This is a genomic window from Pseudoselenomonas caprae (assembly GCF_008271345.1).
In the GTDB taxonomy this organism is placed as follows: Bacteria; Bacillota; Negativicutes; order Selenomonadales; family Selenomonadaceae; genus Selenomonas_A; species Selenomonas_A caprae.
This window is the reverse complement of sequence record NZ_VTOZ01000002.1, coordinates 79,743-106,277: the sequence shown is the minus strand read 5'-3', so window position 1 is coordinate 106,277 and position 26,535 is coordinate 79,743. Positions and strand designations below refer to the sequence as shown.

The following is a 26,535-nucleotide window of genomic DNA, read 5'->3' as shown; positions in this document are numbered from 1 at the left end:
ATGGCAGGACTATCAAAACGCACAAAGACCTTTACAGATTCCGTCATCCGGCGCATGACGCGCGTCTCACTCAAATACCAGGCAGTAAATCTCAGTCAGGGCTTCCCCGACTGGAATCCACCTTCAAAACTCACCGCACGGCTGGCCGAAATCGCCGCCCACGGGCCGCATCAGTATTCCATCACTTGGGGTGCACAGAACTTCCGCGAGGCACTGGCCAAGAAGCAAACGCATTTCACAGGGCTTGCCATTGATCCCAACACCGAAATCGTCACGACCTGCGGTGGCACCGAAGCCATGATGACCGCAGTCATGAGTGTCACTGACCCTGGCGATAAAGTCATTGTCTTCACCCCCTTCTATGAAAACTATGGTGCGGATGCCATCCTGTGCAGTGCCACCCCCATCTATGTATCGTTAAAACCGCCAGCCTATACCTTTGATGCCGGCGAACTCGAAAAGGCCTTCCAGCAGAAGCCAAAAGCCTTGATTCTCTGCAATCCGTCCAATCCCTGCGGCAAGGTATTTACGCGCGAAGAATTGCAACTCATCGCCGATCTGGCAGAAAAATACGATACCTGGGTCATTACCGACGAAGTCTACGAGCATATCGTCTACGAACCATACGAAAACATTTACTTTGCTACGCTGCCACACATGCGGGAACGCACGATTTCCTGTGGCTCCCTCTCCAAGACCTATTCGATTACCGGCTGGCGTCTCGGCTACGTCATCGCCCGCCCCGAGGTCATCGAAGTTGCCCGCAAAGTCCATGATTTCCTGACCGTCGGCGCCGCAGCGCCACTGCAGGAAGCGGCCGTCACAGCCCTGAGTTTCGACGACAGCTACTATGACTGGCTGAAGCAGCACTATACGAAGAAACGCGAACTCCTACTGAATGGCCTGCGCGATATCGGCTTGCCGCATACCGAACCGCAAGGTGCCTATTACATCATGGTCGATATATCCGCTTTCGGTTTCGCCAGCGACGAAGAATTCTGCGAGACACTGGCCGAAAAAGTCGGCGTCGGCGCTGTCCCTGGCTCGGCCTTCTTCCATGAGGATAACAACGACTATATGCGCCTGCATTTTGCCAAGAATGACGACACCTTAAACGAAGCTCTGGCAAGACTAGCCGGCATCTATAAGAAAATGCCTGTGCATCGAAAATAATAAAGCAAAAGACGACAGTCCAACCGACTGTCGTCTTTTTTCTATGGGATTTGAGCGGTCAATTGACAAGTCAATTTCTCTCCAATCCCCAAATGTACAATCCTGCAAAATTTTTTCATTCCAGTGAAAAAACTTCGCAAAATCACATACTTTTCTCACGAAAATAAAATTTAATCTCTCATATCCTACTACTTTTTATAAAGTAATAAACAAGCGGCCACCAAATCGGTTGCCGCTTGCCCGTATTAACGTTTCATATTGATCATAGTCTCAAGCATCTCATCACTGACCGTGATAATCTTTGAATTGGACTGGAAGCCACGCTGCGTGACAATCATATCCGAGAACTCGTTAGCGATATCAACATTGGACATCTCAAGAGCCGACGGCGTAATCGTGCAGCCAAGGTCACTGGCCGTCTTGACATTTGGCGTACCAGAGTTATTAGAAGTCTGATACAAGCTATTGCCTGTCTTGGTAAGACCGGAGGCATTATTGAACTGAGCAATCGCCACCTGTGCCTCGGTCTGTTTCACACCATTGGTATACGTTCCCGTAATGATACCAGAGCTGTCAATGGAAACACTTTTTAACGTACCAGCCGCATTGCCATCGCAGGTACCATTTATCGTAGTGCCACCTGCATATTGGGTAAGCTTACTCATATCAACGGTAACAGTATGTGTTCCTGTAGAACCATTAGTAAGCGTCAGATTTAAATTTCCAGAACCTTCGCTATATGTTCCCGTCGTCTTGAATTGCAACGTCGCATCCGCCATAGCTACTTTCGTTTTGCTACCATCCGGTTCCGTGATTTCCGTACTTCCCGAACCATCCAGATTTACCGATGCCGTCCACTGATTACCATTCGTGCTATCCGTTTTTGTCTTCGTAAAGTAGACGATAATAGAATGAGCATTACCTAATGTATCGTACACTGTCAAGGTTGTCGTAAGCGGCATACTATAGCCCATCGTATAGGAACCTGTCGTCTTCGTAGTCGTTGTCCCATCAGACATCGTCGTACCAATAGAATTTATCGTACTCGTATAAGAATCGCCAGCCTTATACGGCGTCGTATCGGAATTATTTATTTTCAAGCTGTTTGACTTGTCATCCGTAAGCGTAATCCCCGAAACAGTCAATCCATTCGCTGGTTTCAAAGTAACAGCACTTGATGTTGTCGTCCAGCTATCCAGTGTATTATCTCCAGATTTCACCTTACCAGTCATCTGGGTTATTGATACCGTCGTTTGCGGCTCTATCTTTTGGATATTTGCCGTTGGTAAGCCAGTGATGCTATTTATATTAGCCGTATACGTTGTATTACTGCCTTTTGAAATGCTACCAATATTGGATGAAATACCACTTCCTATTGTATATTGCGCAACATTTACAGCGGCAATTGTCGAACCATCACTGAGCGTTATCGTACCTGCACCTGACGTAGCACTGCTGCTAACAACGGTAACCCCCGCAGGCGGTGCACTATTACGTGTATACGTAGCTGTTGAACTACTAGCAATCGACAAAGTATCACCATTAGCCAATGCCACCGTATACGTCGCGCCACTGTCATTTGACAATATATCATTATTACTCAGCGTAACCGTTTTTCCTTTTACGCTGTCAATAGTTCCCGAAATAGAGGTATTTTGCACATAATTATTGCTAGTATTGGTAGAATTATTCACCGTCAACGTATCGCCGCCGGCCAAATTGACAGTATAACTTGTATTGCTATTATTCGTAAGCGTACTTCCCGTACTTAACGATACCAATTTCCCGTGAATGCTATCTACAGTATCTGACAGACCAATGCCCGTTGTATACGTTCCCGTCGAACTTGACGGTACCGACACCGTATCACCATTTATCATAGTTAAAGTAAATGGCCACGATGCAATATTTCCCCAAGTAGCATTATCAGCAGCCAACGTTGCAGTTCCGGCTGAAGCATTCAACGTCTTTATCGCATTGCTGCTAGTGGGAACCGCCCCCGTTACCTTATACGACTGCGAGGATGTTACTGGCACAGAAAGAGTGCTGCCATCACTCAACGTAAGAGTCGTATTACCATCCAGCGAATAGTTTGTTCCCATCGCATACTGCCCGCTTGCAGAAGTGATACTGATACCATTGCTAAAGCTACAATCCAGATTGCTTATTTTTGTCGTATATTTTCCACCAACGGTCCATGTATCTGTATTGGTCGGATCTACAGTTATACTATTCCCCTTGTTGTCTGTCAGCTTTATTCCCTCAATAGTAGCCTCAGCGGCATTAAGGTTATTGACATACGTTGCTGCTGTCGTCACCTTCGCAGCCATCGATTTTCCCGATTCCACCTTAATGCCACCCACAGCACCATTGGTATTTAACTCTCCATCTTTTGCCGTCCAGCCCTGCACCAGCATGCCGCTGCCTGGCAGGACATAGTTACCATCAGCATCAAACTCAAAGGCACCATCACGCGTATAGTAAGTTTCATTACCCTGCTTAACTACGAACAAGCCATTTCCCGACAAGCAAAGGTCAGTATTCTTACCCGTAGCCTGCACCGAACCATCGGTAAACAGCATATCAATGCTCGCCACACCAGTGCCAAGACCAATCTGTTTCGGATTCGTACCGCCAAGATTTCCCGTTGGTGCCGATGCACCAGCCTGTGTCTGGCTAAGCGTGTCCGCAAAGGTCACTCGGCTGGATTTAAAGCCTGTCGTATTTACGTTGGCAATGTTGTTGCCGATTACATCCATTCGCGTCTGATGCCCTTTTAAGCCCGAAACACCGGAATATAATGAACGCATCATGATTAATCACTTCTCCTTTATCCCATGTGCCTTAAAGTATTGCAGCACTGTCTATGTTGGTAAAAATATTTTCTTTAGCACTTGCTTCATCCACAGCCGTGATAACCGTGCGGTTTTTCACGCTTACGACGAGGGCCGTCTGTTTCATCCAAATCAGTGCTTCCCGCGAGCCTTTGGCGGCCATGCGGTCAACAGCAGATTCCAGACGCGCTTTGTCCTCCTCATCCAATGCTATCCCGCGCAGTTCCAGCCGCTTTTCTGCATGGCGCGAAAATTTGACGCCATGTTTCACCGCGTGCAGTTCGCGGGCAAATGCCGTTGCGTTTGGTTTTGGCGACTTTCCTTGTCTCCTGCCGATTCCTGCCATTCCCTGCTCGGCTTTCGCTGGTGTTTTGACGATTTCTTTCATAGTTGCCTCAACCCTCATGTGTGTTTTGAAACCTATACTTTTTGGAATAGACAAATTTTATTTAAGAAATCTTGCATTTTCACCGATAGATATAGTAGATTAATATAGAAACAGCCTATTCAGAAAAGTATACTTTTCCGAATAGGCTGTTTGCTTATTTCCGACGCTTTTCGCGCTCTTTTTGCTGCTGACATTTATTATAGAACGTAGAAACCGGCATGTTTATTTTCCTGGCTGCCTGGTTCAGTGAAAGCTCTCCGCGCCGCCAGGCTTGATACACACAGGCAAATCCCTGTGGCAACGGCTTCTGCGGCCGGCCAAAGCGCACACCACGCCGATGTGCTTCAGCAATCCCTTCGGCCTGCCGCTGACGGATGTTGTGCCGCTCGTTTTCGGCCACAAAGGACAGCACCTGCAAGATAAGGTCGCTAACAAATGTCCCCAATAAATCCTTGCCTCGCCGCGTATCCAATAGCGGCATATCCAAAACGACAATGTCGGCGCCTTTGACTTTGGTTATCTTCTGCCATTGCTCCAACACCTCGCGATAATTGCGTCCCAGCCGGTCAATGGAATGGATACAGAGAATCGTCTCGTCATCGATACGCTGCATAAGCTTCTGATACTGCGGCCGCACAAAATCCTTGCCCGATATTTTATCCATATAAATGTTTTGCGGCTCGATTCCCATCTTCCGCATAGCGGCCAGCTGCCGCCCCAGATTCTGCTCCCGCGTGCTCACGCGCACATATCCCAAGATTTGCTGCATAATAATCCTCCCCAATATAATAATAGGGCTATGCACGCATACAGCATGCATAGCCCCATTTATTTTACTGAGTATCTGTATTATCCCTCAATGGATTTCATCGGCATCGTTCCATTTGGCATTCTGCTTCTGCAGGGCCGCAAACGATTGACGGATTACCGGGCAGCCATAACACTCCTGCCCATCAAAATTATCTGCTTTGGCAAAGTGTTCCATCAGATGTTTGCGGCAGGCCTCATCGACGATAGCTGGCTGCAGTTCTGCCAGCGTCTTTTTACGTTCGCCCAAAAACTGCCGCATCCATGAATTCCACTGCGCATATTGGCGATAGAGCTGACGATGCAGAAAATCAAAACCATTGCCCGCAAAATTTTCCTTGGCATTGCAGAGTACATTACAGTTGGCACATTCATAGGTAGTTACCGTCGTGGTCTTTACATGGGAGACGCACGACTTCGGCAGTGACCAAGCAAAGTAGCCTGTCATCTTCGCCATGCGCATGATATCGGCATGCTCCTTTGCCAGGCGCTCAATATTCTGCGGGATATAGTGGCGAACCGTAGCCTCCAGGTTCGCCTTGGTCGCCCGCACAGGAAACGGAATCAGCTTGCCGCACTCTTCTTCGGAATCTGCCATATTTGCCTTATGTACCATCCCTAAAATCAACAGCGTCCGCTGCTGTTTCATCAACGACAAAAATTCATTGCTATTGCTGATGCCCCGCGGATCGTCATCTTCTTCCATAGCTTTATGCAGCTCGATTGCCACCAGCAGCATGCGCTTGTGCAGTTCCAGCATTTCGCCAAACATGTCCTGCATTTCTTCGCGGAGTTTTTGCTTATCACTATCTGCCGCCATCCTGTGTCACTCCTTCAGACCCTCACCTTACATCTAATCCCTTTTATTTTTTCGCGGTCTATTGGCAAACTCCTTTATTCTCAGCGGATAAAATACGGCTTGAGCACAATCGTCACAAAAAATACCAGCGCGGACAGTACGACGATTGTTGCCCCTGCCGCCATGTTGAAGTAATAGGCCAGAATCAAGCCACTGATGCCAGTAAGCAATGCAATGCCGATAGATACCGCATGATATTGCTTGACATTATTGGTGACGTTACGCGCTGCCGCCGCCGGCAGCACGAGGAGTGCGTTGATGATCAGGATGCCGACCCACTGGATGCTGATGGATACGACGACAGCCAGGATAGCGGCAAACATCCCCTCCACCCAAAAGGTATCCATGCCACGGCTGCGCGCAAACGAGGAATTGATCGAGAGAACCAGCAGCTTATTGTAGAGCAAAGCCCAGCCGCCAATCACCAGCAAAAAGACCAGCGCCAGCGCCTGCAGATCTTCCTCGGTGATGCTCAGCACATCACCGATAAGAAACGAGGAAAACTTATTGAAGCCGCCGCCAGCTGTCATGATCATAAGGCCCAAAGCAATCGCTGTCGATGAAAAAACACCGATAATCGTATCGGTCGAGGCCGTGCTCTTATTCTTGATATAGGTAATGCAAAGCGCAAACAATATGGAAAACGCCACCAGTGAGACAAGCGGTGAAACCACACCGAGCAGTACCCCGATGGCAATTCCCGTGAACGCACCATGACCGAGGGAATCCGAGAAAAAAGCCATGCGGTTCGACACGACCATCGTGCTCAAGAGGCCAAAGAGCGGCGTTACCAGCAAGATAGCCAGCAAGGCATTCTTCATAAACATATGGCTGGCCCATTCAAAGGGCAGCAGGGTATCCATGACACCATAAATCATTTCCATCAGCCTCTCACCTCGCTTTCCGCTTTGCTATCGTTGGCACTTCCGGCCTCGCCGCCCGCAAGCATGCCGAAAATACGGCGCGTGCGCGCATCACCAAACACCTCTTTCGGCGTCCCGTTCGTGACGACACGCTTATCCAGCAGCACGACCTGGTCGGCATGACGTGCCACCATGTTAAGATCATGCGAAATCAGGATAATGGCCATATCTTCTTTCTCACGCAAATCCGCAAGGATTTCATAAAAGAGCTCCAAACCGTTCTGGTCAACGCCCGATACCGGCTCGTCAAGCAGCAATAAATCCGGCAGCGGATCAAGGGCCAGCGCGAGCAGTACGCGCTGCAGCTCGCCGCCTGAGAGCGCACCAAGCCGGCGGTCAATCAAATGCGCGGCATGAACACGGGCCAGGCTCTTTTCGACCTGCGGCCGCAATTTCTTATCTGAGCAAAGCCAGACGGGACGTTTTGACAGGCAGGCCATAAAGATGTCCATAACGCTCGTCGGAGCGCTGACATCAAAGCGCAGATACTGCGGTACATAACCGATGACAGGATGCCCTGTATGCTTGCCCTTGGCATCGACATAGTGGAGCTTGCCCTGATGCGGCACCTCGCCCAGGATAGCCTTTAAAAGCGTGCTCTTGCCGGCACCATTCGGGCCGATCAAAGCCGTGAGCTGCCCGCAATGGATATGGATATTCACATCCTCGAAGATGACCTGACGGCCAATCCGGACCGCAAAATCCTCGATGCGCGTACAGCAGAGCTTGGCACAATCTTCACTCGACGATGCGTGATGATGTATGATATTCTTAAACAATTTCGTTACTCCTTATATTCAGCGGTTCAGCTGGCGGAACGACCGGCTCCCGGCTACAAAGCCCAATAAGGCATAAAGCAGCAATACCACGACTGAGCCCAGTGCAATCTCACTGCCGCTGCCAATCCCGCGCAGCAAATAGCTCGTATGCGTAAGCGGCAGCAGTTCGATGAAATAACGCAGCAAGTCCGGCAGCGCCTGCGTCGAAAAAAAAGTGCCGCACAAAAAAGACATCGGCAGCAGGATATAGGTGTTGACCTGGCTCATTTCCTCATACGTCCGTATCTTCATCGCCGCGATGAAGCCGATTTCCGCAAAGATGATGCAGTTCAGCACCAGCACCAGCAAAAAAAGCGGCGTAAGCGTGAAATGTGCGCCAAAGACCAAAGCCAGCACTACGATGATGGCCGAGGAAATCAGCCCGCGCAGTACAGCCGCGAGCACCTTGCCGATGACAAAGGCATCGGGCCATATCGGGGCGATGATATATTCTTCCAGACTTTTATGATAGATGCGCTCCGCATGCACCGGCGTGATGCTATTGAAGCTAATATTCATCGAATTGAGCGCCAGGATGCCTGGCACCAGAAAGTCAAGATACGTCCCTGACTCCACCTGGATGCTGCGCCCCAACCCCCAGCCAAAAGCGACGAGATAGAGCATCGGGGCCACCATGCGCGACAAGATGAATTTCGTCAGCCGGCGCTTCAGTACAACCCAGTCGCGCCAAAATACCGTCCAGATATCGTAAAGCATCAGATGCCCTCCTTTCGCCCGGTAAGCTCGATGAATACATCCTCGAGATTGGTCGGCCGTATGAGGATCGAGCCCTCGCCTGCCTGCCGGCCAGCAAAGACAGCTGCGGCCTGTTTTTCGGCAAAGAACTTGTACGCACGCCCTGCACTGCCATCCCACTCTACCGTATAACGCCCCAGCTGCTCACAGAAATTTTCCGGCGTATCGAGAGCCACGAGTCTGCCCTTATTGAGGATAGCCACACGGTCACAGAGATTTTCTGCTTCCTCGATATAATGCGTCGTCAAAAAGACCGTGACGCCGTCACGGGCCATCTGCCGGATTAGCTCCCAAATCCGGCGGCGGACCTGCGGGTCAAGTGCGACCGTCGGCTCATCCATGAACAGGATGCGCGGACGATGCAACAGCGCGCGCGCAATCAGCAGGCGGCGCTTCATGCCCCCCGACAGGCGGCGGACGCCATCGTTCACCACATCCGTGAGCTCGACATACGCCAGCAGCTCACGGATGCGCTGCCGCCGCTCCGCGCCCCGCATATGGTGCAGCCGTGCATGCAGCGCAAGATTCTCGCCAACCGTCAAGTCCTGATCGAAATTCACATGCTGCGGCACCACGCCAATGACACTCTTGAGCGCCTGTGCATGCTCCACCAAATCCATATCCTTATAGCGGATATGACCGCTTGTCGGCTGCGTCTGCATCGTCAGCATACGGATGGTTGTCGTCTTGCCTGCGCCATTCGGGCCCAGCAAGCCAAAAATCTCCCCGGCCCCAATGGCCAGCGAGAGATTATCGACTGCTGTCTTTTCACTATTCTTCCCCGCCTTCGTCTTATGCGGAAACTTTTTTGTCAAATTTTCTATGGTTATCATGACGTATCTCCCATATCTTCTACTATAATATTGTAGCAAATTCGTCAAGACTTGGACTTTCCTGTAAAATTCCGCTACAATAGATTCTAGCAGAATCAACAAGGAGATGTAAACATGACCGATAAACAAATCAATCTTTCCCCCGCAGAAGCCCAGCGCATGACGCGCAGCATCCAGGCCCTGCAGAAGCGCCTGCGCGATATGCACGCGCAGCGCGATGCCATAAACCTGGCACTGGCGCGCGTGACGCCAGACAATCTCGGCCTGGCCTTGACACAGAAGAAGAATCTAAAAGCACTCAGCACTGCTTACGACAAGCTCACACAGGAAACCAGCTGCCTTGACCCGCTCGATGCCGCTCAGGTACTCGAAGAAGAATACAACTACATCCTGACCATCGGCAACGTTCTCGAAACGACACGCGAGCTCAAAAAAACTGCGCATCTTCACGATAGCAACCGCGAGGCCATCCGCGAAGGTCTCGTAAAATTCTACGATGGCCTGCGGGCCGAACTTGCCGCAGCTGAAACTGCCGCGAAAGCGAAACAAGGAGGTGCCCCCTTACGTTGACCCGTCAGATTTTATCCACACTGCTGCTGTCGGCCACGCTGCTGCTCGCTGGCTGCGCCGGCCAGACGCCAAGCCCTGCTGCCGAACCCGAGTCCTCTGCGGATAGCTCCGCAGCTGCCGCAGAAACCACAGCACCAGCCTATATCACAGCCGATGATAGCTTTACCAACCTGCAGCTTGATACGCCGGCTATGCCTGTCTACGACAGCTACACCATCGCCGAGCGCCGCGCCAAGAATCTCCCCACACAGCTGCCGCAGCTCACCCCCTATAAAGACGGCAAGGTGGCCTATCTGACGTTTGACGATGGCCCTGACAACAAGAACACGCCCGCCATCCTCGATATCCTGAAAGAGAACGACGTACCTGCCACCTTCTATGTGACGGGTGCACATGCCGAGCTGCATCCCGATGTCCTGAAGCGCATTTTCGCTGAGCATCATGCCATCGGCAACCACAGCTATGACCACGATTACCGCAAGCTCTATCCAGCGATTGATGGCTTCCTTGGCGAAATGCAAAAAACCGATGATATCATCAAAAATATCATCGGTGTGCGCCCGCTTATCCTGCGGGCTCCAGGTGGTGTCATCGGCAACTTCACGTCAGCTTACCCGCCCGCACTTGCAGCCAATGGCTATGTCGAACACGATTGGAATGTCAGCTCGGCTGACGCCGCCCCCGGTCATCCGACCGCTCAGGATTTCATCGGCAATATCGACAGCCAGACGGATAACAAAGACTTTGCCATCATTCTGATGCACAGCTCCGAAGGCCATGAGGAAACGGTCAAAGCTTTGCCGGAAATCATCCGCCTCCTCAAAGCCAAAGGCTTTTCCTTCGGCGTCATCACACCGATGACGCCTCAGCCTTGGTAAGTCTCAAAGGTTTTCCAACAGGCGGATTTCATTCTTGAGAATGTATTCCTGCTTCCCAGGCATACGGCCATTGACGAGATAGGCAAACGCCAAATCTACCGCCAGATGCCCCTGCCGGTACGGATGCTGGAAAATCGTAGCCCGCACCACACCAAACTTCATCATCTCCACGGTCGTTGGCACGCTGTCAAAAGCGATGACCATCGGCCGTTTTTCTTTGGGCAGCTGCATGACCGCACGGCCAATCCCATAAACGCCGGCAGCCAGGGAAACCAGTGCCGTCGTCTCAGGATGCGCCAAAAGAAACGCCTTCGTACGCTCATAGGCGAAAATCTCATCATCTTCATGTTCGATGACGTCGATGACATGGAAATTCTCGACCCGCTGCATGCGATGCATGAACCCATCGAGACGCTGCTTATGGCCAAGCACCTGCCGGCTGCCAAGAATCAAGCCGATTTCAGCGCTGCGGCCAATCATAGCCTCCAGCAAAGCGCAGGACGTGATGCCGCCATTATAATAATCACTGCCGACATAGCAATGGCGTTTTGACCCGTCCACATCGTTATTGACATTGACGACAAAGATGCCCGCCGCCACCAATTCGTCGATCTTAGCAATAACACGCGCATCATTGATGGGATTGAGAATCAGCGCCTTGACCTCTGGCTGCAATTCTTCCATGAGCCGCAGCTGTTCCTCTGGCTGGTAGCCTTTCATCGTGCGGATGTCTACCTGCAAGCCATAAACTGCATACTCCCTTGCCGCATCCTTCATGCCCTCTATCACCTTGTCAAAAAAAGCATTGCCCTCCGACGATAAAATCACGCCGATGATGGGCCGATTCTTGCGGGCCGCTAATGCTTTGCCAGCCGGATTCGGCTCATAGCCCAGCTGCTTAGCCATCTTGCGGATATGCTCAGCTGTTTCGGCATTGACACGGCCACGGCCATTCAAGGCACGGTCAACCGTCCCGCGCGATACCCCGCAAAGCTCAGCAATTTTCTTCATGGTAACCATACTATCATCTCGCTATCCTGCATAATCCCTTATTCTCGTTCCTTATGATATCCGTATTTTAGCAAGTTTTTCCGCTTTCGTAAATAACGAATCCCTTGGACAAACAAAAGCCTCTTCTGTCATCTCTGGCAGAAGAGGCTTTTGTGCTCCATCAGCAAAGTTCGATATTCTCTCCCTGCAAGCCAATCCAAGCGCCATCGCGGTCAAGACCGCTCTCCTTGTGGGCGATCAGCCATTTGTTGTCCGCAAACAGCAGCCGGTCCTCGGCCTGCTGGCCGGGCTTTTCCCGCAGTTCCTCATTCGTCCCTTTCGGCAAGACAACACCGCAGCGGAACTCCTGGCCCTCCTTGCCACACGGCGCATAATGAAGCGTCGTCGCATAGAGCTCGACTGCCGTGCCTGCCGGCACGAAAAATACCTCCATCTTGCTCGTATCATAGGTATTGTTCTCATAGTCGATATCCTGCTGACGGCCCAAGATCAGATAAAGGTCTGTCGCTGCGATATCGATTTCCGAAGAGCGATGATACTCAACGGCATTGAGCTTCTCATTCCAGCCGCTGCAATGACCAAACTCAATGGCCTGCTCGCCATAGGTCTTATCCTTGAGCTCCTGATAGAGCGGCAATTCCTCAAACGCACGGACTGACGGCTCATAGACCACTTCGCCTTTCTTCACAGCCGGACGGGCTTTGATTGTCTCCACAAAATCTGTGACATCCAATGGCAGAACACGGCCATACGTACGAAATTCTTTTTCTTTGACACTGCTGATTTTCATTTTCTGCACCTCGCGATTCTATTCATCCCATTATTTTTCTAATTCTTTGTAGCTGAAATAGTCAAAGTCCGCAGGCAGCGCCGTGCCCGTGATATCGATGCAATTCATGCCGACAAATGCCCCGGTAAAGAAGCCGCCGCCCCGCACATAATCGTCGGACAGCTTCCAGCTAGCCAGCGTAACAGGAAGGAACGTAAACGATTCGCCATCAAAGGAATACCCATAACGATAGCTCCGGCCACGTACCTCCGCTTTGAAATGGACCGTCTTCACATCCTCCGGCACAGGGATTTCCTGCCCGGCAAGCGGCATCGAGAAGCTGCCATTATCGGCAATGACCAAATCGATACAGCGTCCCTTGCTCTCATTCCAGGTCACATGGATGCTCGACCAGTTCTCCGTATTATAGTAGCAGGTCATGCCCGCCATCTGCTGGAACGATTTTGGCTGGAATTCTACGCTCGTCTGCGCATCAAAGGCAAACGACTGCCAACGGCGGGCCACATGTGCCTGCGTGAATTTCGACTGCAGGGATTCGCGGCCGTAGAGCCGCAGGAATCCCGGACGGGCCATAAGGCTGCCGAGCATTTCCGTAAACGGAATCCGCAGCGTCTGGAAATTGATATTTAAGTCCGTAGAATCAAAATCATCTACTTCTTCATAGGTTGCTGCCCATTCCTGCACCGGAAGATCCGGAGCCTCGACCTCCAGGCTGCCCTGACGGCCGCCCACTACCTTCGGCCAGCCATCGTGCCACTCGATTTTCTCGATAGCGGTCTCACGGCCCAGCGGACAATAGGCATGCTGCTCACGCTCGCGGCTCGGGAAACCTGATGGTGCCGGCAGCGGCCGTCCCGTCAAGTGCGCCAAATACCACTCGCCCCCCTGCGTTTGCACCAGCGAAGCATGCCCGCATTTCTGCAGTGGATTATGAATATCCGTCCAAGCGGACAGCATGGGGTAATCGGGCTGGATTTCATAGGGCCCATGGATATCCTTGCTCCGTGCGATGGTCTCCGAATGCTGATACGTCGTACCGCCCTCAGCTGTCATCAGATAATACATATCATTGATGTGGTAAAGATGCGGGCCTTCGGTGTAGGCAATATCCGTGCCCTTGTAGATGATTTCCGGCTGGCCAATGAGCTTTTCTTCCGCCACCGAATATTCCTGCAAAGCGATACCATAGAAATTATGATGGTAGACGCGCTGATCCCAATACATATTGACGAGATATTTGCGGCCGCTCGGATCATGGAAAAGCGACGCATCAAATCCTGCCCCATTCAAAAGGATTGGCTTTGACCACGGCCCTTTGATGTCTTCGGCCGTCGTAAGATAATTATGGCAGTCCTTCCACATGCCATCGACGACCTTGACATCGGTATAAATCAGCCAGAACTTACCATCGGCATAGCTAAGGTCTGGTGCCCAGATTCCGCCTGAATCCGGATTGCCCTTCATATCGAGCATTTCCACGGTATCAAGCGGATGGGCAATCAGATGCCAATGCACAAGATCCTTAGAATGATGAATCTGAACGCCCGGAAACCATTCAAATGTCGACGTGGCAATGTAGTAGTCATCCCCAGCCCGCACGATGCTCGGGTCGGGATTGAAACCTTTCAAGATTGGATTCTGTATCTTCATGATAAATGCTCCTTTTTACATAGTCCCTGTTGCCGGCGTTCCTTCATGTTCCTGCGCCTGCTCCTGTGCATGGCGGCTCTCAAGCTCCGTCACGATCTCATGATAACGTGCATCATCGAGGCCATAGAAGCAGATATCGATAAACGCCACAGCGAGGAACAGCAACGGAATGAGCGTCGTCGTCAGCAAAATGCCCTGCAGGGCCTCAGGCGTCTGCACCTGATTGGCCACATAGCCAAACCGCGCCAGCATGAAGCCCGGAACGATACCGCCGAGCGCAAGCCCAAACTTGAAGAAGAAACCGATGATTGCATAAATCATGCCGCTAAGCCGCTTACCTGTCTTGTACTCACCATACTCGATGGTCTCAGGAATCAGCGCCCACATAAAGCCGCCGGCGACAATGATACCGCACGAACCAATGAAGCGCGCGATGAGCACCAGCGTGATATTTTCAGCCGGCACCAGATAGGTAACGATGCAGCCCACCATGCCAAGTACCAGCGAGATGCGCAGCAGATTGATCTTGCCGACGAGCTTGTTGAACGTCGGTACCAGTGGCAGCAGGAAGAAGGCCGGCAAAGTACCGATGAGACCAAACCACTGGATGAGGTCCGGACGGTTGCAGTTATAGGTAATGAAGTATGTGCCAATGGAATTCGTGACTGCCATCATACCAAAGAGGATGATAAAGAACAGACTAAGAACAACCAGCGGACGATTGACCTTGAACTGCTTGAATACATCGACAAAACGCAGCTTCTCATCATTTGACGGATCGATCTTGATGCGCTCCTTCGTCTGCGAGAAGCAGTAGAGCAGCAGCAAGGCACCGATGACGCTATAAAGGCCCATGGTCACCTGCCAGCCGAAGCGGGACTCCTCCCCCGTATAGCTGCCAGTAATCATCGTGACCAGTACGGGGATGCCGAAGGAAACGATGAGCCCCCCCAGATTCGCACAGAGCATGCGGATTGAAGTCATGCTAACGACTTCCTTGTTGTCGCGGGTCATCGCCGCCGTAAGGGCACCATACGGGATGTTGATGGTCGTATAGACCAGAGACAGGCCGATGTAGGTCGCATAGGCATAGATGATGCTCGCGCCCTGGGTGAGCTCCGGCGTGCTGAAGCAAAGGATGCCGAGCACTGCAAACGGGAATGCACCGTAGAGCAGATAGGGACGGAACTTGCCGTATTTAAAGGTATGCTTATCCACAAACGTACCGACAATCGGATCGACAATGGCATCCATCACGCGCACGATCAGGAACATTGTCGCAACAATTTCCGCTGGCAAGCCATAAACATTGGTATAGAAAAACAAGAGATACGTACAAACCGTGGTATAGATGAGGTTGCATGCCAGGTCGCCCATAGCGTAGCCTGTCTTTTCCCGCATGCTCAGCTTATAATTTTTCAAAGCTTCCATTTTTTCTCCCTCTCCCGGCTTCTTCAACAGCCGATATGACGCAGTTTCTTACCATCCATCAAATTCTTTTCGATATTTTCCAATGTGACGTTTTTCGTCTCCGGCACATAAGCAAGCGTCAGGACGATAAAGAGTCCATTGAGCAGTGCATAAAGCCAGAATGTATGCGCCGATCCCAATGTATCGACAAGCGTCAGGAACGTTGCACCGACAATCGCACAGGTAATCCAATTCGTCATCGTCGAGCAAGCCACGCCAAATTCACGAGACTTGAGCGGCTGGATTTCCGAGCAGAGCACCCAGACAATCGGCCCTGCACTCATGCCAAAACCGGCAATGCTGACCATCGTCATGATAGCAGCCAGATACGAAACCGACACATCCGCCGTACCAGCTTCAAGCATCGACATGCAGACACCTACCACTGCCATGGACAGTGCCATAACCCCAAAGCCAATCTTAAGCGTCGGCTTACGGCCATTCTTGTCCACCATAAAGATGGCAATAAACGTCGACAATACAAAGACAATACCATTGATAACCGTGCCGATCATCTGGTCTTCGGTCGTAGAGAATCCGGCCAGGCTCAGGATTTTCGGTGAATAATACATGATGACATTAAAGCCCGTAAACTGCTGCATGGCCTGCAGCAGCACGCCGAGGAACACCGCCCGGCGGACATTCTTGTTCGCCTTGAACAAGGCCCAGCCATCCTGCTTGATTTTAAGAGCTTCCTTGATCTCCATAAGCTCTTCTTCTGCTGCCTGCGCACTGCCATGCAGGGAATCGAGGACATGCGATGCTTCCTCCAAGCGGCCAACAGCCGCGAGCCAGCGCGGGCTGTCCGGCAAGCGGAGGACCGTCAGCAACAGCAGTACGGCCGGCAACGCTATGATCATCAACATCATGCGCCAATTGCCCGTGTAACTGAACGCCGTATCCGACAGGAACGCTGCCAGGATTCCCACCGTTACCATCAGCTGATAGCCGGATATCACTCGTCCCCGTGCATTCTTATCCGACATTTCTGCTAAATACAACGGGGCTGTATAAGATGCAATACCAACGGACAAACCAAGGATCAGCCGAAAGCCAATAAGCATATCGGCGCTGACAGCAAAGCCTGACCCCAGCGAACCGATGATAAAGAGTGCGGCACCGATCATCAAGCTCTTCTTACGGCCAATCTTCTTGGCCATGACCGACGCAATGATAGCACCGGTTGCGGCGCCGACCATCATCGAACTGACTACCCATTCCTGCGCGGCACTGGTAAGATTCCATTCCTGACTGATGAACGGCAGTGCCCCGGAAATAACCCCCTGATCGAGGCCAAAGAGCAAGCCAGCCATGCCGGCCGCAAAGTAGATAAACATGCGGACATGCGCTACCGCCCGCTTTGTCTCCTGCTCCTCAGCCATATCTTTTGCGATTGAAGCCCCCATGAGCGAATCCCTCCCTTATAATACAGCCAAATCACTATAGCATTCTTTGAGCTGGACATATAGCTTCTGATAGAGTTTGTGGCCTTTCTCATAATACGCATGCGCTGCCGGGTCCGGCTGGCACCAGGTATCCTGCTCAATAAACTGGCGGCAAGCCGATGGCACATCACGGAAGATACCTGCTCCAACACCAGCCAGGATAGCCACGCCAAGTGCCGGCCCTTCCTGTGCCTTGATGGTCTTGACCTCGCAATTGTACATATCGGCCAGCATCTGCCGCCAGATGCGGCTCTTGCCACCACCGCCACAAGCCATCATCTCATTGACATCGACATGCATCTCTTTGAGAATACCGAAGCAATCCGCCAGTGAGTAGCTGACGCCTTCCATGACCGCCCGCAGCATATCTGCTTTCGTATGGATAGCCGACAGGCCGAAGAACACGCCCCGGCAATCAGGATCCAGATGCGGTGTGCGCTCGCCCATCAGATAAGGCAGATACAGCAGCCTGTGGCTGCCGATTGGCACCTTGGCAACATCTTCATTGATAAGGTCATAGGCATCGACCTTTTTGAGCACCGCATCATTCTTATACTTTTCAGCCAGATTGTCGCGAAACCATTTGAGCGACAAGCCCGCCGCCTGCGTAACTCCCATGACATGCCAGCAGCCCGGCACCGCACAGCAGAACGTATGGACACGCCCCTTGGGATCGATACGCGGCGTACTTGTATGCGCAAAAACGACCCCGCTCGTACCGATGGTCGTAAACGCACGACCGTCTTCGACAATACCTGTCCCCACAGCAGCCGCCGCATTGTCCCCAGCGCCACCGACCACGACCGTATCGACGGTAAGGCCTGTGCGCTCCGCGAACTCAGCCGTGATATGACCGGTCACCTCTGGCGATTCGTAGACCTTCGGCAGCAAAGCTTCATCAATCTCCAATTTCTCCAGGATCTCCTTGGACCAGCAGCGGTTCGGCACGTCCAGGAGCTGCATGCCGCTCGCATCGGAGACCTCCGTCGCATAGTCACCAGTCATGCGGAAACGCACATAATCCTTCGGCAGCAAGATATGACGGCAAGCCCGGTAATTTTCGGCCTCATGATTGCGGACCCAGAGGATCTTCGATGCCGTGAAGCCCGTAAGCGCCGGATTGGCCGTAATCTCAATCAAACGCTCCTTGCCGACCCGCCGGGTGATTTCCTCACACTCCTTGCCAGTGCGCTGATCACACCAGATGATTGCCGGACGGATGACCTCGTTCTGCGCATTGAGCATGACCAGCCCATGCATCTGCCCGGAAAGACCAATCCCCTTGATGTCCGCAGCTGGTACACCTGACGTACGGACCACATCCTTCACCGTCTTCAAAACTGCCCCATACCAATCGAGCGGTTCCTGTTCCGCCCAGCCGTTTTGCGGCTGATAAAGCGGATATTCCTGTGAAGATGACCGCACGACCCGACAGTTCTCATCGAAAAGCACTGTCTTGGTGGCTGAGGTACCGATGTCGATACCGATAAGATATTTCATAAATCCTGCCCCCCTGTTTATCCAGCTTCCGTATTGCGTGCTTATGCACGCTCAAGCTTGACACCAATATAGCACAATATAAAACAAGCGTCAATACGAATTTTTATTTTTCTAAAAATTTATTAAAGCGCTTAAATAATAATAAACTTGCGCATTATATGATTGCTTTTACAAAAAACGCCCTATTAACGCGCCAAATAAAAATAAAACAATTGACAATGTGTTTTCTCAGTGCTATGCTATTAACCGAAATGAGGCGTGCACATGAACGCACGCAAAACCAATATCTAGCTGTGATTGTATTAAAAAAGGAGCGTTTTATCATGACCATGAGCAACATCCCAACTGTCAAATGCGGTATCTTGTCTGTCAGCCGCGACTGCTTCATCATCTCCATGTCGGAGAACCGCCGCCATGCTATCGCAGAAAGCTACGCAAAAAAATATGGCTCTCTCTACGAAGTGAAGAAAACCGTTGAAAACGAAACCGATATGCTCGCTGCCGTCAAGGAAGCCAAAGACGCCGGCTGTAATGCACTGGTTGTCTTCCTCGGCAATTTCGGCCCGGAAACCCCCGAGACACTCATTGCCAAAGAATTTGACGGGCCGGTCATGTATGTATCGGCAGCCGAAGAAAGCGGCAAAGACCTTATCAACGGCCGCGGCGATGCCTACTGCGGCATGCTGAACTGCTCCTATAACCTCGGCCTGCGTCATCTGAAGGCCTTCATCCCTGAGTACCCGGTAGGCACAGCCGACGATATCGCCACCATGATCGCCGAGTTCCAGCCGATTGCCCGCACGCTCATCGGTCTTTCCCATCTCAAGATCATCACCTTCGGCCCGCGTCCGCAGGATTTCTTCGCCTGCAATGCACCGATCCAGCCGCTCTACGACCTCGGTGTGGAAATCGAGGAAAACTCGGAGCTCGACCTGCTCGTTGCTTACCGTGCCCACAAGGATGATCCGCGCATCACAGCCATCGTCGAAGATATGGCCAAAGAGCTCGGCCACGAGGGCAACCCATATCCGGAAATGCTGCCGCGCATGGCTCAGTTCGAGCTTACCCTCAAGGATTGGATGGCTGAACACAAGGGCTCGCGTGACTATGTCGCCTTTGCCGATAAATGCTGGCCAGCCTTCCCGAAGGAGTTCGGGTTCGAGCCCTGCTATGTCAACAGCCGCATGGTCTCCCAGGGCATCCCGGTCTCCTGCGAAGTCGATATCTACGGTGCTCTCAGCGAATATATCGGCCTCTGTGTCAGTGGCGATGCTGTAACGCTGCTTGATATCAACAACAGCGTACCAAAAGACCTCTACGAAGCCGATATCAAACCTTCAACCAACTACAAACTCGAAGATATCTTTATGGGCTTCCACTGTGGCAACACACCGCTCTGCAAGCTCCGCAAAGGCGGCGTGAAGTATCAGCTGATCCAGAACCGCCTGCTTGAAAACGGTGGGACGCCTGACTTTACGCGTGGCACACTCGAAGGCGATATTGCCGCCAGCGACATCACCTTCTTCCGCCTCCAGAGCACTTCCGATGGCAAGCTGCGCGCTTATGTCGCCGAGGGCGAAGTCCTGCCGGCAGCTACACATTCCTTCGGTGGCATCGGTATTTTCGCGATTCCAGAGATGGGCCGCTTCTACCGCCATGTGCTGATCCAGAAACGCTATCCGCACCATGGTGCTGTAGCCTTCGGTCACTTCGGCAAAGCTCTCTGGTCCGTCTTCCAATACCTTGGGCTCACGGATATCGCTTTCAACCAGCCTAAGGACATGCTATATCCGACGGAAAATCCATTTGCTTGATATTCCCTTCGCATAAACAAATTCCCTTAGAAAAAGGCAGCTGTCGTCACAGCTGCCTTTTTCCTAAGGGAATTTTCGTTTTACTTTTTGGGGAAAACGAGAAAACGGAATATGCAAAGGGGAGAGCGCATAATTCCGCTATGTTATAGTTGTAGAAAAACTACACAAACTATATATTTATAGTAATATCTCCTCCGTTTTCAGACAATATGCCGCACTCTTTTGGAAACAAGTGTTACAACAAAACGCAAAAATTTTGGTTCATTGTTACAATTTTTCTTTTTAGCCTTGCATAATCATAATCGCTTCCAGTGGAATATGAAAATATAACGCCCCACTCTGCCGCTGGCAATTCTCCCAAGTCTCCTTGGCAAGCTCCCAACGGATAGCCTTTCCCTGGCTCCCTCGCCTGCGCACCATCAGTAAATAGGAAAACACATCCTCTATAACTTGCACGACTTCCAATGGATACGTATTTTCGCCCGGCGCCGTGCGCAATTCCAAAAAATGTGCACGCACACCCACATAATGGATATCATCCGGCACGTCCGCAGCTGCAGCCAGTGTAAGATCCCATTCCGTTGCCTGGATATGGCCCGCATCGATCTTGCGCGCTGGCGAAACATTCTTGCAGCCAGTCAAAAGTGTAGCTGCCAGCGTCTGCGGATGGCGAAACAATTCTTTTGTTTCCTGCGCCGGCTCCATACACCCCTGGCTGATGACAGCCGCCCTGTCAGACAAACGGTAGACCTCGCCGCGGTCATGGGAGACCAGCAGAGCCGCTCCATGATATGCCTGCAACACTTTCCCCAGCTCGAGCTCGAGCTGCCATTTGAGGTAGCCATCGAGCGCCGAAAAGGGTTCATCCAGCAGCAGCAGCTCTGAATCAGCCGCCAGGATGCGGGCAAAGGCCGCCCGCTGCTGCTGGCCGCCTGAGAGCTCCCGCGGATACGCATCGGCCAGCTCCGTCAGTCCGAAGCGGACGAGATTCGCCTGCACCTTTTCCTCTTTGTCTGCCGGTGTCCCGCCAGCCACAAAGCGGATGTTTTCCCGGATCGTCATATTCGGGAATAGGGCGTAATTCTGGAACAGGTACCCGACATGGCGCTGCTGCGGGCTCAGATTGATGTCCTGCCCGCTATCGTAGAGCACACGCCCATTGAGTACGATCCGTCCGCTGTCCGGCGTCTCGATGCCGGCAATGCATTTGAGCGTCATGCTCTTGCCACAGCCCGAGGCCCCCAGCAAGGCAAAGACCTCATCACGGGCCGTGAAGTCCGCCTTGAGCATGAAGCTGCGCAGCTGCTTGCGGATACTCACTATCAATTCCATATCGCTGCCCCCTTATTGCTGCGGGCTATCCACCAATTCATCAACAGGACAAAGACCAGCGAGAAAACAACGATCACCAGCGCCCAGTCAAAGGCCAGATCGTAATCATTGGCCTGTACTGCCGCATAGATGGCCGTGCTCATCGTCTGGGTCTTGCCCGGGATATTGCCCGCGAACATGATTGTCGCCCCGAATTCGCCCAGGGCGCGCGTAAACGACAGCACCAGCCCCGCCAATATCCCGGAGCGCGCATTCGGCACGAGGACGTGCCAGAAGATGCGCCATTCGGACACGCCCAGCGTCCGCGCCGCATGGATGATATTCGGATCGAGCTGCTCAAAGGCTCCGCGCGCCGTCCGGTACATCAGCGGCAGCGATACGGCCACAGCCGCGATGACAGCTGCCTGCCAAGTGAATACCAGCGAGATATCCCATTGCAGCAGGAATCTCCCGACACTGCTGCGCTTGCCCAGAAACAACAACAGAAAGAAGCCGACAACGGTCGGCGGCAACACCATCGGCAACGTAATAATGGCATCAGCCAGGCCCTTGAAGCGGTTCATGCGCACCACCAGCAAAGCCAGGCCAATGCCTGCAAAGAACGTTACCACCGTCGCCGCACCAGCTGTCTCCAGCGTGATGATCAGCGGTGATAATTCCATATCATTTTACCTCGAAGCCATATTTCTCGAATACCTTCTTGTTCGCGTCACTCGCAGCGAAGGCCAAAAACTCCTTTGCTGCCTCCATATGCTTGGCGTCCTTGAGGACGGCGGCCGGATAGATTATCGGCTTATGCGTATCTGCTGGTGCCTTGGCTGCGACCCGCACCTTATCCGATACTGCTGCATCGGTAGCATAGACCACACCGCACTCAGCCTCGCCCGTTTCAACCCAGGAAAGCACCTGGCGGACATCGGAACCATAGACAGCTTTCGCCTTCACAGCGTCAAGAATCCCGAGCTTCGTGAAGACTTCCTCCGAATACTGGCCTACCGGCACGCCCTTTGGTTCTCCCAAAGCGATGTGCTTGATGTCTGCCCCGGTGACCTGCGGGAAGGCTGTGATGTCCCTGCCCCCCTCTTTGGGTACGACGAGCACCACCTCGTTCTGCAGCAGGTCGCGGCGCGTCCCTGCTGCCAGCAGGCCATCCTTTTCCAGCGCATCCATCTGCTTCTGCGCAGCCGAGAAGAACAAGTCCGTCTCCCCGCCATTCTGGATTGCCTGCTGCAAAGCACCCGAACTGCCGAAATTGCAGACAATCCTGACATCCGGATGCTCTTTTTCATAACCTGCCACCAGCTCTTTCATGACATCGGTAAGGCTCGCTGCGGCTGCCACATGCAGCTCGACTTTCTCAGCCCCCGGAGATGACGCTTCTTTCGCTGCGGGCTGGCCGCCACAACCGGCCAGGACAGCCACCACCATCGCCATGATCACTACCAGAATCTTTTTCATCCGTTATTTTCCTCCTTTTCAAAACGGAAGGGAGCGCGGTTTCCTGTGCTCCCCTGTGGGTATTACCCAGGCGCAGCATCATAGCGCATGACCTTAGATGCTTTTGCTCGGAGTTACGTTATCATTATACGGCAAAACAAGCCAAAAAACTATATGAAACATCACACAAAAAAATCCTGCCCCCCTGGGCAGGATTTCTATGCTGTTATCAATGAATCAGTCCGTCATCATCTGTGACACCGCGCAAACGGCGATTAATGGAGCTGAGGCCACGGTAGACCGTACTGATATCGATTTCATCGCCACGGTTCTCCATATACTTCTCAAGCTTGCGCTTCACGCGCTGCAAAGCATTATCGATGGATTTGACATGCCGGTCAAGATCTTCCGCAATCTCCTGATAGGACTTGCCATCGAGATAACTCATGAGCACTTTCCACTCAAGATCCGACAGAATCTCTTCCATCTTCTTCTCGATATCAATGAACTCTTCCCGGCTGATGACGAGATCTTCCGGATCGGCAGCCTTGGCACCAGACAACACATCCAGCAAGGTACGATCTGAATCCTCGTCATAAATCGGCTTGTTCAGCGAAATATACGAATTCAGTGGAATGTGTTTCTGACGGGTAGCCGTCTTGATAGCCGTGATAATCTGACGCGTCACACAAAGCTCCGCAAATGCACGGAACGAAGACAGCTTATCATTGCGGAAGTCACGGATTGCCTTATAGAAGCCAATCATGCCCTCCTGGATGATATCCTCGCGATCTGCTCCAATCAGGAAGTATGATCTTGCCTTTGCCCGTACGAAATTCCGGTACTTGTTGATGAGATAATCAAGTGCGACCTTGTCATCCTTATCTCTTATGGCTAATAAAATCTCTTCGTCCGTAAGATCAGCGAATTCCCCATATAATTCTTCGCTAAAAAGTTCTGTAGTCGGTTCTGCTTCCATCGCACTTTCCCCTTTGCTGAAAACCCCCGTTTTCATTCTCTTGCTTCCCTTGATAAGAAAATTATACTCCCTCTTTGTTGTAAGCGTCAAGGATTCCTCTAGGACTTTTTTCCCCCATCTTATCGTTTTTCGCTTCGAAAACAAAAATTTAATTCCTTATTGATGGGATTTGCGCAATATATCCAATTTCTTGACGGTTTCGCGATCCAAACGATCCTCAACCTCCAAGCGGGTGACGGGCAGCGTCACATGACCCAAATACTCTTTCTGCAGATTCTTCTTGGTTCGTCTTACATTTTTCCTGAATTCCGACGAAGGAATACGGAATGCACCAGCACCAAGAATCACGCTCTGCTCTGCACTGTCAGAAGTCACGACATGGACCTCCTTGCCAGCACGGACCATCTCATAAGCCAGGCGCTCGATGCGGCTGTCAGCCGTCTCTCCTTCGCCGGTATAGATCAGCTCCATATGGTCATTGACTTTTTCCCGATGTTCATCATCATCTGTGAACATCGCATCAAACACGATGGTGATATCGATTTTTTCATAGGCTCCGTATTCGGCCAGCTGGTGAACCAGCTGGTCCCTGGCCTCGGATAGCTCGGCACGCAGGCGGATAAGTTCTGGCCAGGAATTGATGACATTGTAGCCATCAACGATATAATACTCCCTTTTCCTGCTCATAAATCAGCCTTTCTTCACTAAGCGTTGCCGCATGGACTCATACATGAGGATGGAACCAGCCACCGATGCATTGAGCGAATTGATCCGGCCCACCATCGGCATCTGCACGATGAAATCGCACTGTTCCTTCGTCAAGCGGCTCATACCGCGGCCCTCACTGCCGACCACTAAGACCAGCGGCCCAGTCAAATCGGCCTCATAGTAATTCTGGCTGCCATCCATATCCGCTCCGGCTACCCAAAAGCCCTGCTCCTTGAGTTTCTTGAGTGTTTGCGCAATGTTGCCAATCCGCGCGACTGGTACATACTCGATAGCCCCAGCCGACGTCTTAGCTACCGTAGCCGTAAGCGGCACACTGCGGCGTTTCGGAATCAGCACACCATGAACACCCGTCGCATCTGCCGTACGCAGAAGTGCGCCCAAATTGTGCGGATCTTCCAGCTCGTCAAGCAGCAGTAAAAACGGTGCTTCGCCCTTCTCAGCCGCCGCTTTGAGGATATCCTCAAGCTCCGCATAAGCTACAGGTGCCACATAAGCCAGAACGCCCTGATGGCGCAGACCGCCAGCTACAGCTTCAATCTTGCTGCGCTCGACAAACTGCGTAACAATGCCACGTTCCTTTGCCAGCGCAAGGATTTCACTGACAGATCCTTCTTTATCCCCATCAGCCAACAGGATTTTATTGATGCCACGGCCAGCACGCAAAGCTTCGGTTACCGCATTGCGGCCAATCAGCACATCGTCGGGAAGTTCCCGCACTGCAGCTGGGGCAGCCTTGCGCTCATGCGGTTCACGGCGCTTGCCGCTCTCACGCTTCTCTGCGTGTTCCTGCCGATTCTTGCCATTGCGGAACGGCTTTTTCTTCTTATCGCTAAATTCTTTCATCATCAATCCTTCTCCCGCAGCTTCAGCATCTCCTGGAACTTGCCACAGGTCATGGCCCCTTCCGGGCAGCGTCCTGTATTCACGCAGCTCGCACCAGCATTGTGGAACAGCGTCGGTGCCACTTTCTTGACCTCAGCCAGCATCTTGTAAGCCATCTCACGGATTTCCCACTGCGCGCGGTTGCAGCAGCGCAGGTTGAAGAAGTGCAGCAGCGACCGCGCATTCATCGTCACGAGGATTTTCGTCTCCGTGGCATTGGCCAGCACATACCGGGCATCCTCTTTGGGCACCCCCATCTCCGTAAGCTCATCGTAGGTCTTGCGGATCTCGGCCAGCAGTGCCTCATACTTCGCCTTGGCCTCCGGCTTTTCCGCAATCGTCGGCGGCGTGATGTACTCGAAGCCATGCGCCGCGACATAGCGCTGGGACTGCTGGTCATACGACGCAATGCGGTGACGGACTAACTGATGCGTAAGCACCCGGCTGACGCCTTCGATACCGAACGTGAACGTGACATGCTCAATCGTCGAGCCATGCCCCAGCGTCACCATCTTGCGCACCATTTCCTTGGCCTTTTCGTCGCTGATTTTCTCGGCCAGCTCCTCAGCCCCGGCCGAAGAGTAGCAAAGGCGGGCCGCCATCGCCACCACATGCTCCGGATTCGGCGTGTATTCCAACAACTTGACTTTTATCATA

25 protein-coding genes and 1 riboswitch are annotated in these 26,535 nt (G+C 52.1%); of the genes, 4 read left to right on the top strand and 21 right to left on the bottom strand.

The features are described 5' to 3' along the window. Nucleotides 1-1,173 carry a pyridoxal phosphate-dependent aminotransferase gene (locus tag FZ041_RS01450; protein ID WP_149188295.1) on the top strand — a complete coding sequence of 391 codons (1,173 nt, stop codon included), beginning with the start codon at nucleotides 1-3 and terminating at the stop codon, nucleotides 1,171-1,173. Between the two features lie 245 nt (nucleotides 1,174-1,418). Here FZ041_RS01450 and FZ041_RS01445 read toward each other — a convergent pair whose 3' ends face one another. The 8 genes from FZ041_RS01445 to FZ041_RS01410 all read right to left on the bottom strand — a co-directional run bounded on the left by FZ041_RS01445 (nucleotide 1,419) and on the right by FZ041_RS01410 (nucleotide 9,391). Then, nucleotides 1,419-3,986: a flagellar hook-basal body complex protein gene (locus FZ041_RS01445; RefSeq protein WP_149188294.1), complete on the bottom strand. Its 2,568-nt coding sequence runs from the start codon at nucleotides 3,984-3,986 to the stop codon at nucleotides 1,419-1,421. Nucleotides 3,987-4,017: 31 nt separating this feature from the next. Further along, nucleotides 4,018-4,395, bottom strand: a complete 378-nt coding sequence (locus FZ041_RS01440; RefSeq protein WP_149188293.1) for a TIGR02530 family flagellar biosynthesis protein — start codon at nucleotides 4,393-4,395, stop codon at nucleotides 4,018-4,020. A gap of 154 nt (nucleotides 4,396-4,549) precedes the next feature. Beyond that, nucleotides 4,550-5,164 (bottom strand): recombinase family protein, encoded by a 615-nt coding sequence (locus FZ041_RS01435; RefSeq protein WP_149188292.1) that lies wholly within the window; start codon nucleotides 5,162-5,164, stop codon nucleotides 4,550-4,552. A gap of 87 nt (nucleotides 5,165-5,251) precedes the next feature. After that, nucleotides 5,252-6,022: a hypothetical protein gene (locus FZ041_RS01430; RefSeq protein ID WP_149188291.1), complete on the bottom strand. Its 771-nt coding sequence runs from the start codon at nucleotides 6,020-6,022 to the stop codon at nucleotides 5,252-5,254. An 80-nt stretch (nucleotides 6,023-6,102) separates the two neighbouring features. Continuing rightward, nucleotides 6,103-6,945 carry a metal ABC transporter permease gene (locus FZ041_RS01425; protein WP_075442119.1) on the bottom strand — a complete coding sequence of 281 codons (843 nt, stop codon included), beginning with the start codon at nucleotides 6,943-6,945 and terminating at the stop codon, nucleotides 6,103-6,105. Continuing rightward, nucleotides 6,945-7,763, bottom strand: a complete 819-nt coding sequence (locus FZ041_RS01420; protein ID WP_075442120.1) for a metal ABC transporter ATP-binding protein — start codon at nucleotides 7,761-7,763, stop codon at nucleotides 6,945-6,947. Before FZ041_RS01420 ends, FZ041_RS01425 begins: the two co-directional genes overlap by 1 nt. 18 nt (nucleotides 7,764-7,781) lie before the next feature. Further along, complete coding sequence (locus FZ041_RS01415) at nucleotides 7,782-8,519, bottom strand: ABC transporter permease (protein WP_149188290.1); 738 nt, start codon at nucleotides 8,517-8,519, stop codon at nucleotides 7,782-7,784. Next, complete coding sequence (locus FZ041_RS01410) at nucleotides 8,519-9,391, bottom strand: ABC transporter ATP-binding protein (protein WP_149188289.1); 873 nt, start codon at nucleotides 9,389-9,391, stop codon at nucleotides 8,519-8,521. Before FZ041_RS01410 ends, FZ041_RS01415 begins: the two co-directional genes overlap by 1 nt. 114 nt (nucleotides 9,392-9,505) lie before the next feature. On the opposite strand from FZ041_RS01410, the gene FZ041_RS01405 reads away from it, so the two are divergent. Both FZ041_RS01405 and FZ041_RS01400 read left to right on the top strand, forming a co-directional pair. After that, a complete protein-coding gene (locus FZ041_RS01405; protein WP_075442126.1) occupies nucleotides 9,506-9,961 on the top strand; it encodes a sporulation-specific protein 15 in 456 nt (151 codons plus the stop codon). Continuing rightward, nucleotides 9,958-10,839 carry a polysaccharide deacetylase family protein gene (locus FZ041_RS01400; RefSeq protein WP_149188288.1) on the top strand — a complete coding sequence of 294 codons (882 nt, stop codon included), beginning with the start codon at nucleotides 9,958-9,960 and terminating at the stop codon, nucleotides 10,837-10,839. The genes FZ041_RS01405 and FZ041_RS01400 overlap by 4 nt, the downstream gene beginning before the upstream one ends. 3 nt (nucleotides 10,840-10,842) lie before the next feature. On the opposite strand, the gene FZ041_RS01395 is transcribed toward FZ041_RS01400, so the two are convergent. The 6 genes from FZ041_RS01395 to xylB all read right to left on the bottom strand — a co-directional run bounded on the left by FZ041_RS01395 (nucleotide 10,843) and on the right by xylB (nucleotide 18,705). Further along, complete coding sequence (locus tag FZ041_RS01395; RefSeq protein ID WP_075442130.1) at nucleotides 10,843-11,859, bottom strand: LacI family DNA-binding transcriptional regulator; 1,017 nt, start codon at nucleotides 11,857-11,859, stop codon at nucleotides 10,843-10,845. A gap of 151 nt (nucleotides 11,860-12,010) precedes the next feature. Then, a complete protein-coding gene (locus FZ041_RS01390; RefSeq protein WP_149188287.1) occupies nucleotides 12,011-12,640 on the bottom strand; it encodes a DUF4867 family protein in 630 nt (209 codons plus the stop codon). Nucleotides 12,641-12,670: 30 nt separating this feature from the next. Next, nucleotides 12,671-14,290 carry a glycoside hydrolase family 43 protein gene (locus FZ041_RS01385; protein ID WP_149188286.1) on the bottom strand — a complete coding sequence of 540 codons (1,620 nt, stop codon included), beginning with the start codon at nucleotides 14,288-14,290 and terminating at the stop codon, nucleotides 12,671-12,673. Nucleotides 14,291-14,305: 15 nt separating this feature from the next. Continuing rightward, nucleotides 14,306-15,721 (bottom strand): glycoside-pentoside-hexuronide (GPH):cation symporter, encoded by a 1,416-nt coding sequence (locus FZ041_RS01380; protein ID WP_149188285.1) that lies wholly within the window; start codon nucleotides 15,719-15,721, stop codon nucleotides 14,306-14,308. Nucleotides 15,722-15,744: 23 nt separating this feature from the next. Continuing rightward, nucleotides 15,745-17,166, bottom strand: coding sequence for a sugar porter family MFS transporter (locus tag FZ041_RS01375; protein ID WP_149188284.1), 1,422 nt, complete (start codon nucleotides 17,164-17,166; stop codon nucleotides 15,745-15,747). Between the two features lie 15 nt (nucleotides 17,167-17,181). Then, a complete protein-coding gene (gene xylB / locus FZ041_RS01370; RefSeq protein WP_149188283.1) occupies nucleotides 17,182-18,705 on the bottom strand; it encodes a xylulokinase in 1,524 nt (507 codons plus the stop codon). Nucleotides 18,706-19,028: 323 nt separating this feature from the next. Here xylB and FZ041_RS01365 point away from each other — a divergent pair, with 323 nt between their 5' ends. Next, entirely contained in the window at nucleotides 19,029-20,519 is a 1,491-nt protein-coding gene (locus FZ041_RS01365; protein ID WP_149188282.1) for an L-fucose/L-arabinose isomerase family protein, read from the top strand. A 282-nt stretch (nucleotides 20,520-20,801) separates the two neighbouring features. Here FZ041_RS01365 and FZ041_RS01360 read toward each other — a convergent pair whose 3' ends face one another. The 7 genes from FZ041_RS01360 to thyX form a co-directional block, all read right to left on the bottom strand. Beyond that, the gene (locus FZ041_RS01360; protein ID WP_149188281.1) at nucleotides 20,802-21,851 is read right to left on the bottom strand and encodes a sulfate/molybdate ABC transporter ATP-binding protein; all 1,050 of its coding nucleotides are present in this window, start codon (nucleotides 21,849-21,851) and stop codon (nucleotides 20,802-20,804) included. Further along, nucleotides 21,842-22,513 carry a molybdate ABC transporter permease subunit gene (modB, locus tag FZ041_RS01355; RefSeq protein WP_075442144.1) on the bottom strand — a complete coding sequence of 224 codons (672 nt, stop codon included), beginning with the start codon at nucleotides 22,511-22,513 and terminating at the stop codon, nucleotides 21,842-21,844. The genes FZ041_RS01360 and modB overlap by 10 nt, the downstream gene beginning before the upstream one ends. Nucleotide 22,514: 1 nt before the next feature. After that, nucleotides 22,515-23,309, bottom strand: a complete 795-nt coding sequence (gene modA, locus FZ041_RS01350; protein WP_149188280.1) for a molybdate ABC transporter substrate-binding protein — start codon at nucleotides 23,307-23,309, stop codon at nucleotides 22,515-22,517. Then, nucleotides 23,305-23,434, bottom strand: a riboswitch (molybdenum cofactor riboswitch). (Overlaps the previous gene by 5 nt.) An 83-nt stretch (nucleotides 23,435-23,517) precedes the next feature. Beyond that, the gene (gene sigH, locus FZ041_RS01345) at nucleotides 23,518-24,267 is read right to left on the bottom strand and encodes an RNA polymerase sporulation sigma factor SigH (protein WP_075442267.1); all 750 of its coding nucleotides are present in this window, start codon (nucleotides 24,265-24,267) and stop codon (nucleotides 23,518-23,520) included. Nucleotides 24,268-24,423: 156 nt separating this feature from the next. After that, entirely contained in the window at nucleotides 24,424-24,954 is a 531-nt protein-coding gene (locus FZ041_RS01340; RefSeq protein ID WP_149188279.1) for an NYN domain-containing protein, read from the bottom strand. 3 nt (nucleotides 24,955-24,957) lie between these two features. After that, complete coding sequence (rlmB, locus tag FZ041_RS01335) at nucleotides 24,958-25,842, bottom strand: 23S rRNA (guanosine(2251)-2'-O)-methyltransferase RlmB (RefSeq protein WP_255449191.1); 885 nt, start codon at nucleotides 25,840-25,842, stop codon at nucleotides 24,958-24,960. After that, nucleotides 25,842-26,534: an FAD-dependent thymidylate synthase gene (gene thyX, locus FZ041_RS01330; protein ID WP_075442150.1), complete on the bottom strand. Its 693-nt coding sequence runs from the start codon at nucleotides 26,532-26,534 to the stop codon at nucleotides 25,842-25,844. Before thyX ends, rlmB begins: the two co-directional genes overlap by 1 nt. Nucleotide 26,535 lies beyond the last annotated feature (1 nt).

Coding starts and splice junctions, on each gene's coding strand:
- FZ041_RS01450 (WP_149188295.1), top strand. CDS start 1: ATGGCAGGACTATCAAAACGCACAAAGACCTTTACAGATTCCGTCATC.
- FZ041_RS01445 (WP_149188294.1), bottom strand. CDS start 3,986: ATGATGCGTTCATTATATTCCGGTGTTTCGGGCTTAAAAGGGCATCAG.
- FZ041_RS01440 (WP_149188293.1), bottom strand. CDS start 4,395: ATGAAAGAAATCGTCAAAACACCAGCGAAAGCCGAGCAGGGAATGGCA.
- FZ041_RS01435 (WP_149188292.1), bottom strand. CDS start 5,164: ATGCAGCAAATCTTGGGATATGTGCGCGTGAGCACGCGGGAGCAGAAT.
- FZ041_RS01430 (WP_149188291.1), bottom strand. CDS start 6,022: ATGGCGGCAGATAGTGATAAGCAAAAACTCCGCGAAGAAATGCAGGAC.
- FZ041_RS01425 (WP_075442119.1), bottom strand. CDS start 6,945: ATGGAAATGATTTATGGTGTCATGGATACCCTGCTGCCCTTTGAATGG.
- FZ041_RS01415 (WP_149188290.1), bottom strand. CDS start 8,519: ATGCTTTACGATATCTGGACGGTATTTTGGCGCGACTGGGTTGTACTG.
- FZ041_RS01410 (WP_149188289.1), bottom strand. CDS start 9,391: ATGATAACCATAGAAAATTTGACAAAAAAGTTTCCGCATAAGACGAAG.
- FZ041_RS01405 (WP_075442126.1), top strand. CDS start 9,506: ATGACCGATAAACAAATCAATCTTTCCCCCGCAGAAGCCCAGCGCATG.
- FZ041_RS01395 (WP_075442130.1), bottom strand. CDS start 11,859: ATGGTTACCATGAAGAAAATTGCTGAGCTTTGCGGGGTATCGCGCGGG.
- FZ041_RS01390 (WP_149188287.1), bottom strand. CDS start 12,640: ATGAAAATCAGCAGTGTCAAAGAAAAAGAATTTCGTACGTATGGCCGT.
- FZ041_RS01385 (WP_149188286.1), bottom strand. CDS start 14,290: ATGAAGATACAGAATCCAATCTTGAAAGGTTTCAATCCCGACCCGAGC.
- FZ041_RS01380 (WP_149188285.1), bottom strand. CDS start 15,721: ATGGAAGCTTTGAAAAATTATAAGCTGAGCATGCGGGAAAAGACAGGC.
- FZ041_RS01375 (WP_149188284.1), bottom strand. CDS start 17,166: ATGGGGGCTTCAATCGCAAAAGATATGGCTGAGGAGCAGGAGACAAAG.
- xylB (WP_149188283.1), bottom strand. CDS start 18,705: ATGAAATATCTTATCGGTATCGACATCGGTACCTCAGCCACCAAGACA.
- FZ041_RS01365 (WP_149188282.1), top strand. CDS start 19,029: ATGACCATGAGCAACATCCCAACTGTCAAATGCGGTATCTTGTCTGTC.
- FZ041_RS01360 (WP_149188281.1), bottom strand. CDS start 21,851: ATGGAATTGATAGTGAGTATCCGCAAGCAGCTGCGCAGCTTCATGCTC.
- modB (WP_075442144.1), bottom strand. CDS start 22,513: ATGGAATTATCACCGCTGATCATCACGCTGGAGACAGCTGGTGCGGCG.
- modA (WP_149188280.1), bottom strand. CDS start 23,309: ATGAAAAAGATTCTGGTAGTGATCATGGCGATGGTGGTGGCTGTCCTG.
- sigH (WP_075442267.1), bottom strand. CDS start 24,267: ATGGAAGCAGAACCGACTACAGAACTTTTTAGCGAAGAATTATATGGG.
- FZ041_RS01340 (WP_149188279.1), bottom strand. CDS start 24,954: ATGAGCAGGAAAAGGGAGTATTATATCGTTGATGGCTACAATGTCATC.
- rlmB (WP_255449191.1), bottom strand. CDS start 25,842: ATGATGAAAGAATTTAGCGATAAGAAGAAAAAGCCGTTCCGCAATGGC.
- thyX (WP_075442150.1), bottom strand. CDS start 26,534: ATGATAAAAGTCAAGTTGTTGGAATACACGCCGAATCCGGAGCATGTG.